At 63.9% G+C, this 14,312-nt stretch carries 9 protein-coding genes; 1 reads left to right on the top strand and 8 read right to left on the bottom strand.

Annotated elements, in window-relative coordinates; translation table 11 throughout:
• Positions 1 to 13 precede the first annotated feature (13 nt).
• The 5 genes from AWB70_RS27990 to AWB70_RS27970 all read right to left on the bottom strand — a co-directional run bounded on the left by AWB70_RS27990 (position 14) and on the right by AWB70_RS27970 (position 7,162).
• Positions 14 to 1,180: a glycosyltransferase family 4 protein gene (locus AWB70_RS27990; RefSeq protein ID WP_014193888.1), complete on the bottom strand. Its 1,167-nt coding sequence runs from the start codon at positions 1,178 to 1,180 to the stop codon at positions 14 to 16.
• The gene (locus tag AWB70_RS27985; protein ID WP_053570871.1) at positions 1,177 to 2,256 is read right to left on the bottom strand and encodes an SDR family oxidoreductase; all 1,080 of its coding nucleotides are present in this window, start codon (positions 2,254 to 2,256) and stop codon (positions 1,177 to 1,179) included. Before AWB70_RS27985 ends, AWB70_RS27990 begins: the two co-directional genes overlap by 4 nt.
• Positions 2,249 to 3,460 (bottom strand): glycosyltransferase family 4 protein, encoded by a 1,212-nt coding sequence (locus AWB70_RS27980; protein ID WP_053570870.1) that lies wholly within the window; start codon positions 3,458 to 3,460, stop codon positions 2,249 to 2,251. Before AWB70_RS27980 ends, AWB70_RS27985 begins: the two co-directional genes overlap by 8 nt.
• Positions 3,461 to 3,554: 94 nt before the next feature.
• Positions 3,555 to 4,829: a Vi polysaccharide biosynthesis UDP-N-acetylglucosamine C-6 dehydrogenase TviB gene (gene tviB / locus AWB70_RS27975; protein ID WP_045458804.1), complete on the bottom strand. Its 1,275-nt coding sequence runs from the start codon at positions 4,827 to 4,829 to the stop codon at positions 3,555 to 3,557.
• 95 nt (positions 4,830 to 4,924) lie between these two features.
• Positions 4,925 to 7,162, bottom strand: coding sequence for a polysaccharide biosynthesis tyrosine autokinase (locus AWB70_RS27970; RefSeq protein WP_014193884.1), 2,238 nt, complete (start codon positions 7,160 to 7,162; stop codon positions 4,925 to 4,927).
• A 786-nt stretch (positions 7,163 to 7,948) separates the two neighbouring features.
• Here AWB70_RS27970 and AWB70_RS27965 point away from each other — a divergent pair.
• Positions 7,949 to 9,070, top strand: coding sequence for an MraY family glycosyltransferase (locus AWB70_RS27965; protein WP_014193883.1), 1,122 nt, complete (start codon positions 7,949 to 7,951; stop codon positions 9,068 to 9,070).
• Between the two features lie 283 nt (positions 9,071 to 9,353).
• On the opposite strand, the gene asnB is transcribed toward AWB70_RS27965, so the two are convergent.
• From asnB to AWB70_RS27950, 3 genes are all read right to left on the bottom strand, one after another.
• Entirely contained in the window at positions 9,354 to 11,375 is a 2,022-nt protein-coding gene (gene asnB / locus AWB70_RS27960) for an asparagine synthase (glutamine-hydrolyzing) (protein WP_053570869.1), read from the bottom strand.
• A 47-nt stretch (positions 11,376 to 11,422) separates the two neighbouring features.
• A complete protein-coding gene (locus tag AWB70_RS27955; RefSeq protein WP_053570868.1) occupies positions 11,423 to 12,556 on the bottom strand; it encodes a glycosyltransferase family 4 protein in 1,134 nt (377 codons plus the stop codon).
• A 156-nt stretch (positions 12,557 to 12,712) separates the two neighbouring features.
• A complete protein-coding gene (locus tag AWB70_RS27950; protein ID WP_235024373.1) occupies positions 12,713 to 14,158 on the bottom strand; it encodes a glucosamine inositolphosphorylceramide transferase family protein in 1,446 nt (481 codons plus the stop codon).
• Between the last annotated feature and the right edge of the window lie 154 nt (positions 14,159 to 14,312).

Below are 14,312 nucleotides of genomic sequence, written 5' to 3'. Positions count from 1 at the left end.
GTTCGGCGGCTCCTCAACGCTCGGCAACGGGAACGCGCAGATCCGCGCGCCGCGGCACCGCCACGCCCGACGCCTCGAACACGTCCTGCCACAGCGCGATGGTCTTCGGGAACGCGAACCGCTCGTTGACGGCGCTCGCGCAGAGCGCCATGCGATGCCGCTCTGCGTCGTCCTTCATCAGCGATTCGAGCGACTTCGCGAGCGCGCCGGCGTCGCCGACCGGCTTCACGAGCAGGCCGTCGGTGCCGTGCGTGAGAATCACGCGCGGGCCGGAATCGCAGTCGTAGCTGACGGCGGCGCAGCCGTGCGCCATCGCTTCGACGAGCGTCATCGAGAAGCCTTCGAAATGCGAGCTCAGCACGTAGAGATCCGCGCGCTCGTACCAGTCCGCGACGTTGCCGGCGCGGCCCGGCAGAAAGACGCGGCCATGCAGCTTCGCCTCTTCCACGCGGCGTTCGAGGCTCGCGCGCGCCTGGCCTTCGCCGACGATCACGAGGTCCCATTGCGGCAGCGCGCCGGCGATCTTCCTGAACGCGTCGATGAGGCTGTCGAAACCCTTTTCCGGCGACAGGCGGCCGACCGCCAGCAGCACGCGACGCTCCTTGCCGACGACGCTTTGCGGCTCGATGATCGGATTCGTGCGCGCGATCGGCAGCGCGAACGGCGGCGGAATCACCCGGACGTCGCGGCAGCCGCAATGCGTCTCGATCCATTCCTTCGTTTCGTCCGTAAGCGCGACGACCTTGTCGGCGAAGCGGTACGTCAGCCGGCGCAGGCGCTCCCAGAACGGCGTGAGCGGCGCGCGCGGCGGATGCGTGTGCTCGCTCGCGATGATCTTGTACGGCAGGCCGAGGCCGGCGAGCACGGTCAGCACGTTGGCGGTCGCCATGACGCCGAGCGCGACCGTCGGCCGGGTCTCGCGCAGCACCTTGCGGAAAGCCAGAACGCGCTTCACGTTCGCCATCAGCGTGCGCACGAAACCGCCGCCCTCGACACCGCCCGCAAGCCCGAGCTCGATGCGCTTCACGCTCTGATGGAACGGGTAGACGTCGGTTTCGCCGGCCGTCAGCGTGACGACGGTCACGTCCCAGCCGAGCGCCGCCCATTCGTTCGCGAGATTCGCCGTGACGCGCTCCGCCCCGCCGCCGTGCATCGAGTAGATGAAAACGACGATCTTCATGCGGCCCTCGTCGCCACGTCGGCTTCGATCTGTTCAGCCGGCACGCGCCGCCCCGACAGGAAGCGGATGTACCACGGCATCGCGATCGCGAGGCCGTCGGCGAGCGGAATGGCGCTGGCGTAGCCGAGCAGTTGCGCGGCCTTGTCGACGTTGGCCTGCGAGTGGCGCACATCGCCCGCGCGGAACGGCGCGTAGACGGCGCTGCCTTCGTTCACGACGCCGTTGTCGGCGAGCACGCGCTTCAGGCCGTCGTAAAGCTGATTGAGCGTCGTGCGGTCGCCGACCGCGACGTTGTAGACCTGATTGCGCGCGTTCGCATCGGACATCGCGGCGAGGATGTTCATCTGCACGACGTTGTCGATGAAGCAGAAATCGCGGCTCGTTTCGCCGTCGCCGTTGATCGTGACCTGTTCGTCGTCGATGAGCGCGGCGGTCCACTTCGGGATCACCGCTGCATACGCGCCGTCCGGGTCCTGGCGCTTGCCGAACACGTTGAAGTAGCGCAGGCCGATCGCGTTCAGGCCGTAGGTGCGCGCGAAAACGGACGCATACAGCTCGTTGGCGTACTTCGTCACCGCATACGGCGACAGCGGCTGGCCGATGCGGTCCTCGACTTTCGGCAGGCCCGGATGGTCGCCGTAGGTCGAGCTGGACGCCGCGTAGGTGAAGCTCTCCACCTTGGCGTCGCGCGCGGCGACGAGCATGTTCAGAAAGCCGCTGATATTCACTTCGTGGGTCGTGATCGGATCGTTCACGGAGCGCGGCACCGAGCCGAGCGCCGCTTCGTGCAGCACGTGCGCGGCGCCCTTCACGGCGGCGCGGCAGTCGTCGAGGTTGCGGATATCCCCTTCGACAAAGCTGAAGCGGCCCCATTGCGCGGGGCTCACTTGCGAGCGCACTTCGTCCAGATTGCGCTGATGGCCGGTGGCGAAGTTGTCGAGCCCGACGACTTCCTGGTCCAGCTTGAGGAGCGCTTCGAGCAGATTCGAGCCGATGAACCCGGCGACGCCGGTAATCAGCCACTTCTGCGGATTGCGCTGCAGTTGCTGGCGGACCGATTCGTAACGATCAGACATGAAAGTCTCCAAATTGACCGACGGGCGCGGCGTGTTCGCGGCGCTCGCCTTCGATCGCGATCGAGGGCACCAGCTCGCGGTACACGGCAAGCGTTTTCTCGATTACGATGCGTTCGTCGAAATTCTTCAGCGCTTTTTCGCGCGCGGCGAGACCGAGCGTTCTCGCGAACGCGCGGTCGTCGTCGAGGCGGCGGATGGCGTCGGCGAGCGCGCGGGCGTCGCGCACCGGCACCTGCAGGCCGTCCACGCCGTTCTCGCTCACGACTTCGCGGCAGCCGGGCGCATCCGTCGTGATCAGCGGCAACGCGCAGCCCGCGGCTTCGATCAGCGCTTTCGGCAGGCCTTCGCGATAGCTCGGCAGCGCCATCACATCCACTTCCTTGAACAGCTTCGGCATGTCGCTCACGTGGCCGAGCCATTCGATGAGCCCTTCCTTCACCCAGCCCTGCACCATCGCCGTGCTCACCGACGCCGGATTGCCGTCGTCGGGCGAGCCCGCGAGCAGGAAACGCACGGTGCGCTGCTCTTGCCGGAGCATGCGCGCCGCCTCCACATATTCCTTGACGCCCTTGTCCCACACGAGCCGCGCCGCGAGCAGCACGCGCAGCGGCCTCGTTGCATCTTCCGGCGATTCCTCGCGCACCTTGAAGCGCGTCAGATCCACGCCCGAGCCCTTCACGAGCCGGATGCCGCTCGTCTCGACGATGCGCGCGGCTTCGAAGAGCTTGATGTCGTCCGGATTCTGCAGGACGAGAATGCTGCCGCGGCCGTTCAGCGCCGAGCGCATCACCTGGCGCACCACCGGCTTGAGCAGACGCGCCTTCAGATCGCGGCTGGTAAATACGTAACCCATGCCCGCGACCGCGTTCACGCGCGCCGGCACGCCCGCCAGCTTGCTCGCGAACGAGCCGTACACCGCGCTCTTGATCGTGAAGCCGTGCACGAGCTGCGGTTTTTCACGTCGGAGGAAACGCGCGAGCCACAGCACGAGCGCGAGTTCGCGCAGCGGATTCAGGCTGCGGCGGTTCATCGGCACGGCATGCCAGCGAAAGCCCAGATCGCGCAGCTTCTGACCATACTCGCCGTCGGGAGACAACAGAATGACCTCAAACCCTGCGTCGCGCAGTTTGCGAGCGAACGAAAGTCTGAAGTTATATAGATACCAATCGGTGTTGGCGTACAGAACTACCTTGGGCATCTTCATCGCGAACTCCGAACGTCCGGTTGGCATCGCCGCGGGCGGCCGTCGAAAACGAGGGCCGAACCGCGGCGATGGCGTACAACGATGAGCCGAGGCGTCAGAGACGCATGTCGCTCGCTTCGGGCGGGAGCACGTACTTCAGGTCGCACAGCACGTGCTGCGACTTGCCGTAGGCGTGGATGCCGTCCGCGCCCTCGTCGGCGAACTGCTTGTGCGCCACGGCGAGCACGATCGCGTCGTAGACGCCCTTGGCCGGCTCGATCGGGTCGATGCCGTACTCGTGATGCGCCTCTTCCTTCGAGACCCACGGGTCGTACACGTCCACCTGAACGCCGTATTCCTTGAGGTCGGCGATGATGTCGACCACGCGCGTGTTGCGCAGGTCCGGGCAGTTCTCCTTGAAGGTGAGGCCCATGATCAGCACGCGCGCGCCCGAAATGGCGATGTCGCGCTTGGTCATGGTTTTCACGAGCTGCGACACCACGTAGTTGCCCATGCTGTCGTTCAGGCGCCGCCCCGCGAGGATGATCTCCGGGTGATAGCCGATTGCCTGCGCCTTGTGCGTCAGATAGTACGGGTCCACGCCGATGCAGTGGCCGCCGACCAGACCCGGACGGAACGGAATGAAGTTCCACTTCGTGCCCGCCGCGAGCAGCACGGATTCCGTGTCGATATTCATCTTGTTGAAGATGATCGACAGTTCGTTGATCAGCGCGATGTTGACGTCGCGCTGCGTGTTCTCGATCACCTTGGCCGCCTCGGCCACGCGGATGCTGCTCGCCTTGTGCGTGCCCGCGGTGATGATGCCGCGATACAGTTCATCGACGAAATCGGCCACTTCGGGCGTCGAGCCGGACGTCACCTTCTTGATGTCCGGCAGACGGTGCGACTTGTCGCCCGGATTGATCCGCTCGGGGCTGTAGCCGACGAAGAAATCCTCGTTGAACTTCAGGCCGGACATCTTTTCCAGGACCGGCACGCATTCTTCTTCGGTCGCGCCGGGATAAACGGTCGATTCATAGATGACGACATCGCCCTTCTTCAGCACGCTGCCGATGGTCGTCGACGCGCTGATCAGCGGCGACAGGTCCGGACGCTTGTAGTGGTCGATCGGCGTCGGCACCGTGGCGATGAAAACGGTGCAGCCGCGCAGATCCTCGACATCGGCGCTGTACTGCATCAGGGTGGCGGAGGCGAGTTCTTCGTCATCGACTTCGAGGGTGACGTCGCGGCCTTCGCGCAGCGCGCCGATGCGCGCGCGGTTGATGTCGAATCCGACGACCGGATGACGCTTGCCGAATTCCACCGCGAGCGGCAGGCCGACGTAGCCCAGACCCACGACACCGATTTTCAACTCATGCGGCGAGAACATATTTACTTCTCCTCGTTTTACACACTCAGGACGTTTAATTAGTAGTACTTTTTGATTCGGGGTCCAACAGGAGCGGATACCGGATGAGTCAGTCCCTATTCCTTGTCGCTCTTGTAGGCGGCGTAGGCGTAACCACCATACTGGCGCGCCTGGGCGTAATTGCCGTAATGCACCTTGAAGCCGTTGAGCAGCACGCCGGTGACGCTCGCACCCGACTGTTCAAGCCGCTTGACCGACTCCGAGATTTCGCCGGAGCGCGTATCCCCGTAACGCGCCACGAGGAAGATGGAACCCGCGACGGGCGCCATGATCGACGTATCGGACACCGCCAGGATCGCCGGGGCGTCGAGCAGCACGATGTCGTACTCCTCCGACGCACGGCTCACCGCATCGGTGAATGCATTCGACAGCAGCAGTTCGGCCGGGTCCGGCGGGTAGAAGCCGCACTGCACGAAGTCGAGGTTGTTCAGCACCGAACGATGCACCGCCTCGTCCAGCGAGCTCGAACCGTTCACGATATCCACGAGGCCCTTGCCGCGCGGCAGGCCGAAATACTGGTTCAGGTGGCCGCGGCGCAGGTCGCAGTCGACCAGCAGCACGCGCTTGCCGCCAGCCGCCAGCAGCGTCGCCAGATTCGCCGACACGAACGACTTGCCGATACCGGGCAGCGGGCCCGCCAGCATCACGACGTTGTTCGGCGCGTCCATCAGCGCGTACTGCAGCGACGCACGCATCATGCGCAAGCCCTCGACAGCCGGGTCCGTCGGGTAACGCGAGGCGAGCGCGAGCTGTTCGGGCCGCTTGTCCGCTATACGCTTGGCGAGTTCCTTCTGGCGGTCGCTGTCCGGAATCGTCGCGAATACGGAAAGACCCGTCTTCGATTCGAGTTCCTTCGGGTCGAGCACGCCCTTGAACAGGAAGTCGCGAGCGAACGCCATCACGATGCCGAGGAAAAGCCCGACGCCTGCCGCGATCACCAGCACGAGCGCCTTCACCGGCTTGACGGGACGCTCGGGCACTTCCGCGCGGTCGAGCAGTTCCACGGTCGGCGTACGGCCGGCCTTGATCAGACGCATCGTTTCGATATTGTTGCGCAGGGCCGAATAGACATCCGTGCTCATGCGCACATCGCGCTGCAGACGAAGCGCACCCTGCTCTGCCTGCGGCATCGCCTTGACGCGCGCCGACAGCCCGCCGATGTACTTCTCGGTCGCCGCGATCTGCTGGTCGATCACCACCACGCTCGGATGCGCCGCCGAGAAGTGGCTCGCCAGGTCCGCACGGCGGCGCTTCAGGTCGAGCAACTGAGCATCCGCCTGCGAAGCCTGCTGCATGACGATGCGGCCTTCTTCGTCGGCGTTGAACAGCGTGCGGCTGTTGCGGTACGCGTTGTAGTTGTCCTCGGCCTGCTCCATCTGGCGCTTGGCGTCGGGCAACTGCTGCTCGAGATATTCGAGCGACTTCTCGGCGTTGATCCCGCGGCGATCGGCGTTCTGCTTGATGTACATGCGCGACAGTTCGTTGATCGTCGCCGCGACGAGCACCGGGTCCTTGCCTTCGAGCGTCGTGCTGATCACGCCGGACTTGTTGCCCTGCTCGGCAATCGTCAGCGAATTCTGCAGGCGCTCCATGGCGGACACGCGCGATCTGCGCATCAGATTGAACTCGACGCCCTTCTCGCCGTGAATGAAGCTCACGAGCAGGGAGATCGGGCCGGCTTCGGTGTCGAAGCGCTGCACGGTGCCGATCTGGCCGCCGACGCCCGTTTCGATGCCCGGGCCGCGCACCTGATACTGGCCGTTGCCGAGATAGCGCAGCGTGTAATCCTCGCCTTCGAACGCCTTCGGCACGTCGAACGCCGATACGTCGATCGATTCGGAACCCCACGCGTAGCCGCCGCGGCCGAAAAGACCCGGCGTCGAGGTGCCGTCGCTCATGCGCGCGATCATGCCGCCGATCACCGGGAAGCGATGCGGCGCTGCCTGGATATAAAGCTTGAGCGCATCGACGACCGGGCCGAGCACGAACTTCGAGCCGAGGACCTGGATTTCGCCTTCGGCCGTTGCTCGCTGATCGAACATCTGCGCGGCGGCTCTCACCATGTCGCGCGTGTCGCCGGGAGGCGCGGCGCTCGCTTCGTCCACCCTGACGAGCATGCCGGCCTGATAAATGGGCGCTGAGAAGAACGCGTACACCACCCCGATGCTGAAGACGACCGCCACGGTCGCAGCGATCATCTTCCAGTGACGGCCCAGCGTCTCGAGAATCGACTTGAGCTCGATCTCGTTGTCTGACTCGGCCGTTAGGACTGACGCCTGATTTTTAACTTTCATGGAACGTCTCGTTACAGGCTCTTATGGGACCGGCGCGCAGCGCGCACCGATTGCGGATCGAAACACCAGCGGCGCACCCCTGAACGGAGCGCTAAAAACCATTACCTTTTGATGAATTTCGGACTGCATTTGGGGCCGTTAAAATCCCGCCCCGTCATTGCAGTCGTATTGAAACACACGACTCAAAAAAAGAAAAATTCCTACAGACGATTTTTGTTGTTTAACGAACCTTTCAGAGCAGACAAGTGTTCGATGCCTCACTTTTAAGAGCCTATAGACTATTCGGCCCATTTGAGCAAATCGCAAAATATCACAGCGCCCCTTGGTGTATGCGCGGCACCGCACATATAATCGCTGTTAATCGGCCTGTTAATACTATGAGGAAAGCCGGTTCATCCGGCGGCGCTTTTGCGGACTTTTCTTCGCCCCGCCGCGCCAGGCCTGGCGTCCGCGCCAGCCGGGCTGCCGGCCGATGAATCTTGACATTGATCAAGAAAAGCACCCGGCTGCATAACGAGAATGCGCGGGAGGGTGTGCTTGCGCACCGACAGTGCGTGTTTTTTCAAACGCAAATCTAAAAAACTTTAGAAAACTCGTTCAATTCTCAGCACTTTTAAAACCCCGTTTGTATGAATAATCGGGGGAAGTCCCAATATAATCGAAATTGGTCCGGTTTCACACATTAAACCGCCATAAATCCGTGGACAATGGCAGGGGTAGTACCTAACATACGTTTTCGGGTTTTGATATTCGAAAAGAGATGCGCCCTCTTCGTGAGTGAGAAAAATGTTAAACCTTGCGCTTGGCTTCATATGCTCTTTCTGCATCACGCTGCTTATTGTTCGATTCGCGGGGCGCTACGGGGCGCTCTCCCTGGATCATGATTTGAAGGGCGTTCAGAAGAATCATTCTCATCCCGTTCCGCGGATCGGCGGCATCGCATTGATGATCGCGGCGATCGTGACCTTTACCGTGTGCGCCTTCGTGGGCGGCAATCCGCGGGAAGAGTCCATGTTGCTGCTGCTGTGCGCCGCGCCCGCGTTCCTGAGCGGCGTGATCGAGGATGTCACCAAGCGCGTGAGTGTCCGCGCACGTCTGTTGAGCGCGATGCTCGCCGCGCTTCTGGGCGCATTTCTGCTGCATGGCGTGATCAACCGCGTGGATCTGCCGCTCGTCGATCCGATTCTCTCGTTTGCGCCCATCGCCATCGGCTTTACGGTGCTCGCCGTCGCAGGGCTCACCAATGCGGTCAATATCATCGACGGTTTCAACGGACTGGCCGCCGTCGTGTCCATTCTGATCCTCGGTTCGATCGGCTATGTCGCGCATGACGTGGGCGATCTGCTCGTGATGAGCGCCGCGCTCACGATGATCGGCGCAATCGGCGGCTTTGCGATCTGGAACTATCCGGCGGCGTCGATTTTCCTCGGCGATGGCGGTGCGTATTTCATCGGCTTCACGATTGCCGAGCTGCTGGTGCTGCTCATCGCGCGGCATCCGAACATCTCCGCGTGGTACGCGATCGTCGTGATCTATCCGGCATTCGAAACGCTGTTCTCGATTTACCGCCGTAAGATCGTGCGCGGCCGTCCGGTGGGCGCGCCCGACGGCATCCATCTGCACACGCTGATCTTCAAGCGCGTGGTGCGCAAAGGCACGGACCCGCGCCAGCGTCAGCGCCGCAACGCGCGCACCTCGCCGTATCTGTGGGTGCTGAGCATGATCGGCATCGTGCCCGCGTCGTTTTTCTGGCACAACCCGGTGGTGCTCGCGGTGACGGCGACGGTGTTCGTCGTCGTGTATGTGTGGCTGTACACGGCGATCGTCCGCTTCAAGACGCCGCGCTGGCTCGTCAGCAGCCAGGGTATCGTGACCGCCGCCGTGCCCGAGCAGACGCATCACAAGTGATCCGAAGGCGCGGCAGGCGCTGAATGCGGTAGACGATGGAATAGGCCTTGGCTCGAGAGAGACCAAGGCCTTTTTGTTTTGCATCGGGCGATGCGGGCCGATGTTTCCGGCGGCTGGCGTTACGCGTCCGTCCTGCGCCGATCCGCCGCGCGCCGTGCGCCGTGCCTTGTGCCTTGTGCCTTGAGTCCACCGGCGCGGCATGGCGCGCGGAGCTTCGGCGCCAAAGCAAAAGGCCTTGGTCCGTTCAGACCAAGGCCTTGTTCCTTCCACCGCGCCGCCCTTGTCAGCCCGCTACACCCGCAAGATCGGCCGTACGCGACGTGAAGAGCGGAATCGACGAAGCCTGCTGATGTTCGAGCCACAACTGGAACATCAGCACGTTCCACAACTGACGATGCCAGTTCTGCTCGCCCGACAGATGCTGCTGCCATTTCGTGCGCACGATGGCCGGATCGAAGAAGCCTTCCCGGCGCAGCCGCGACGCATCGAGGAGCGCCTCCGCCCAGTCGCGCAGCTCGCCGCGCAGCCAGTGCGTGATCGGCACGCCGAAACCCTGCTTGGGCCGCTCGATCATCGCGCGCGGCACGTGGCGATAGAGCACCTGACGCAGCGCCCATTTGCTCTGGCCGTCGCGCACCTTCATCGATTGCGGCAGCCGCCACGCGAACTCAACAACGCGGTGATCGAGGAACGGCACGCGCGTTTCGAGCGACACGCCCATCGCGGCGCGATCGACTTTCGTGAGAATGTCGTCGGGCAGGTAGGTAATCATGTCGAGCGCCATCATGCGCTGCACGTCGTCGAGACCGGTGAAGGCCGGCGCATTGCCGGTCATCAGCGTCGGCGGCTGACGTCCGCCGATCACGAGCGCGGCCGGATCATTCCATTGCGACATGAGATGCAGATACACCTCGTCCTGCGTCCGGCACGACAGCAGTTGCGCGCCCTTGTGCAGCTTGTCGCCGACTTTCACGCCGCGCAGCGAAGACGGCAGCATCGGGCCCACGAGCCCCGCCATGCTGTTCCAGCGCTTCGGCGATATCCCGGCAATGCCCGATGCCGCCAGCTTGCGCAGCGGCGCGGGCAGCATCGTCACCTTGTCCCACATGCCCGGCGCGGTCCGGTAGCGCTGATAGCCGCAGAAGAGTTCGTCGCCGGCGTCGCCGGACAGCGAAACCGTGACGTGCTGCCGCGCGAGCTGCGACACCAGAAACGTCGGAATCTGCGACGAATCAGCGAAAGGTTCGTCGTAGAGTTCGGGCAGGCGCGGAATCACGTCGAGCGCCTGGCGCGCCGTGACATACATCTCCGTGTGCTCGGTGCCGAGATGCGCGGACACGGCCTTCGCCAGCTTGGCTTCGTCGAAATCGCTTTCGTTGAAGCCGATGGTGAAGGTCTTGACCGGGCGCGTGGACTGCTTTTGCATCAGCGCGACGATCGTCGACGAATCCACGCCGCCCGACAGGAACGCGCCAAGCGGCACGTCCGAAATCATCTGCTGGCGGATCGCGTCGCTGAGCAGATGCTCCAGTTCGTCCACGGCGTCTTCGGCGCTGCCCGCGAAGCCGCGCGCGGTGCCGTTCACGGCCGCCTCGACGCCGGACCAGTATGACCAGATGCGCGGCTCGCGCCGCTCCATCGACACGCTGAGCAGCTTGCCCGGCTCCAGCTTGAAGATGCCGTCGAAAATGGAATACGGCGCCGGCACGCAGCCGTGGCGAATCTGCAGCGTCAACGCGCCGCGATCGACATTGTTCTCGAACGCGGGATGTTCGCGCAGCGCCTTGAGCTCGGAGCCGAACAGGAACGTGGCTTCGTCGCCGTGTCCCTGCCAGCCGTAGTAGAGCGGCTTTTCGCCGATCCGGTCGCGGCCGAGCGTGAGTTGGCGTTCCTGCTTGTCCCACACGGCGAACGCAAACATGCCGACGGCGCGCTCGACGGTCGCCTGAATGCCCCAGGCGTCGAAGCCGGCCATCAGCGTTTCGGTGTCGGAGCTGCCGCGCCACGCGGGCGCGCGCTGCGTGTCTTCGAGCTCGTCGCGCAGATCGAGATGGTTGTAGATCTCGCCATTGAAGACGATCACGTAACGCCCGCTGACCGAGGACATCGGCTGATGTCCGGCCGCCGACAAATCCTGAATGGCCAGCCGCCGATGTCCCAGCGCGATGCCGCGCAGGTCGTCGGTCCAGTCGCCCGCGTCGTCGGGCCCGCGATAGGCGATGGCAAGCGCCATCTTCCGGACCGTTGTCTTCGAGTCGCCCGGCCCGATGCCGCGCCCACCCAGAAAGCCGACGATACCGCACATATTCGTTCTCCTTCGAATTCGGCCTCAAGGCCGGGCTGTTGCGATGCTCACTTCTCTTGGACGAGCCGCAAGTAGATATCTTCGAAACGCTCGCGCGCGCGCATCATCGTGAACTCGGCGTGGATGCGCGCGCGGGCCATCTGGCCGAGGCGCAGGCGCTCGTCGGGTTTCATGTCGATGACGCGCGAAAGTCCCGCTGCGAGCGCGTCGGCGTTTTCCTTCGGAACGACCACGCCCGTGTTGGCGACGAGCATGGCCGCGTCGCCGACGTCGGTGACGACGCACGGCAGCGCCATCGCCATCGCTTCGCCGACGACGTTGGGAAAACCTTCGGTACGCGAGGACAGGCAGAACACGTCCATCGCGGAGAGGCACGCGGGCACGTCGCGGCGCTCGCCGAGCAGCACGAAACGCGACGCGAAGCCCGTCTGCGCGATCCAGCCGGCGAGTTCGCGATTGTTCGCATCGAGATCGCGGCCGACCATCATGAAGCGCACGTCCGGATGACGCGCGGCGATAAGTCCCGCGGCGCGCACGAAACTCTCGTGATCCTTCACCGGATGAAAGCGCCCGAGAATGCCGACGACGATCGTCCGGTCGTCGAATCCGCATTGCTCGCGGATCGCGAGGCGCTGCTCCGGCGTCGCACACAGGCGCGCGACATCGAATCCGTTCGGCACCACCATCATGCGGCTGGCGTCGTAGCCCACGGAGACGTGCGCGCGGCGCGATGCCTCGGCGGCGCACACGATCGCCTGCGGCACGGAATACGAGAGCCACGCGCAGAGCTTGCGCAGCAGCACGGTGACGCGCGAGCCGCCCGATCTGACGTCGGTGGTGCGCACGCCCCAGACGATGCGCTTGTGCGCCGCGAGCCGTCCCGCGAGGCCGCCGAGGAAATCGGCGTGATACATCCAGGTCTGGATGATGTCGGGACGCACCTCGCGGATCAGTTGCACGAGACGCCACAACGCGCGCGCAAAGCCGAGCGGGGATTTCATGCCGAGACTGCGCACGTCGACGCCGCGCGCGGCGAGCTCTTCGCCGACCTTGCCGGTCGTCGTCAGCGAGCAGACGACGTGACGAAACCGCGGATCTTCGATGTGCGACTCGATGAGGCGCTGAAGCATGCGTTCAGCGCCGTCCGCATTGAGCGCAACGATGACATGGAGAAGCTTCATGGTCCCGGCTGCCGTTTTTTCTACGATGGGCCCGTCCCCATGCGGCCGACGCGCGCGTGGCTGGCGGAAAAGCTCCGCCGACGGGTGTGTTTTTATGACGATGGGCTGCCTCGCCGGAGGACGCGCGAGCGGCGCTTCGCCGCTTTCAGCGAATCGTCAATGTATGCCGGCGCGGGTGGCCCGTTCTGTTCGTCGCCCCACACGCTGGCTGGCTTGCCGGCGCGGGTCAGGCGCCGGCGCGGCCGCGCGCCGCGCGCGCTTCGTCAGACTGCGCCACGGGCTCCATTTGCGCAGTTGCGTCTTGATATCGACGATCGTGAAGTCGCCCGCCGAATTCCACGTATGGACGCCCTGATGGCCGCGCGGCGGATTGCGCACCGCCACCGTGCGCTCCGCGTAAGTCGTGGTCGTGAGTTCGGTGATCTCGCGAAACGCGAGCGCCGCGCCGTATTCGCGCTCGCAGTTCTGCGCCGGGCGGATCAGGCGGTTCTGCGCATCCGTGAAGAGATTGCCCGCCATGCGCGCGAGCCGGACATCGGAGACGACCGGGTTCATCGGATGCGCGGTCCATTCGCCGAACGGACTGTCGGAATGGAAGATCGAGAGCTCGTCCCAGTTCGGTCCGCCGTCTTCGGCGACGCTCGTGAACATCCACCAGGTCTTGCCGTCGAAATGCAGCGTGGTGTCCGCCGCCACGATGTCGCGCATGACGACCTTGTGCAGCACCCATTCGGTCGGGAAAGAGGCCGCGCGGTACATCTCGATCGTCCGGTTGCCGCAGGTTTCCGGAATCATGAAGATCTCGCCTTCATGTTCGAAGAGAAACGGATACGACAGGTGATAGTTGCGTTCGAGCACGATGCGCGGCGTCTCCTGCCACGACTGCGTGGCCGGATCGAATGCCATATGGCTGATGGTGCCGCGATTGGTGTCGTAGGGAAGGCTTTCGAAGAACAGGTGATATTCGCCGTTCTTGCCGCGCCACAGGAAAGGATCCGCGTGGAATTGCGTGGGCATGCCGGGAAGCGTGATCCAGCCGCGGCTCTCGTTCGGATCGGTGGCGTTGTTGGCGGGCGCATCGGCTGCCGTGTCGGCGCGTCGATACGCAAGCACCCAATGGCCGCGCTGCACGAGCACCTTGAGCGGCTGATTCAGCACCTTTCTGCCCAGATGCCGCAATGCGAACCATGCCGAAGTAAGACCCGACAGCACCGCCGGCCTTGCCTTGCCTTCGACGAGCGGAAAGACCTGCGGCGATCCGGCGGCTTCGAGCCGCCTGCGCGCACGCTCGACGAGCACGTCGATGCGCTGATGACTCGCCTGCAACGACTTCAGGAAGAAAAGCTTCTCCGGTATCGCCACGTGCGATTCGGCGAGCAGACGCATTTCGCCCGTCTCGGGCGACTTCCACACGACCTGGATATGCGGCGTCCGGCCCTGCAGCAGCGCCTTCCACAACGCCTCGACGTTCTCGTAGCCGTCGTACAGCACGACAAGCGAGGCGGGCGCGTCGGCGCGCGACGCGTCGCAGGAGTCGCCATAGAGACGCTTTTCGAAGTTCGTCCACCACTGAAGCACGGAAGGAAACGAGGATTGCGCCATATGTCTTCTCTCTGTCAGCAGCAGATATTCGAGTTCCGCTTCGCTCGATCGGGGCCGCGTTTGTTTGATTCGATTTAATGGCGGCCGCTTGAGCCGCCTGTACATAAACGCTTAACTGCGTATGCGCTTTTAATCGGACGCTTTCGCAGTGACG

The sequence above is a fragment of the Caballeronia cordobensis genome (assembly GCF_001544575.2).
Taxonomy (GTDB): Bacteria; Pseudomonadota; Gammaproteobacteria; order Burkholderiales; family Burkholderiaceae; genus Caballeronia; species Caballeronia cordobensis.
This window is presented reverse-complemented; position numbering and strand designations above follow the sequence as displayed.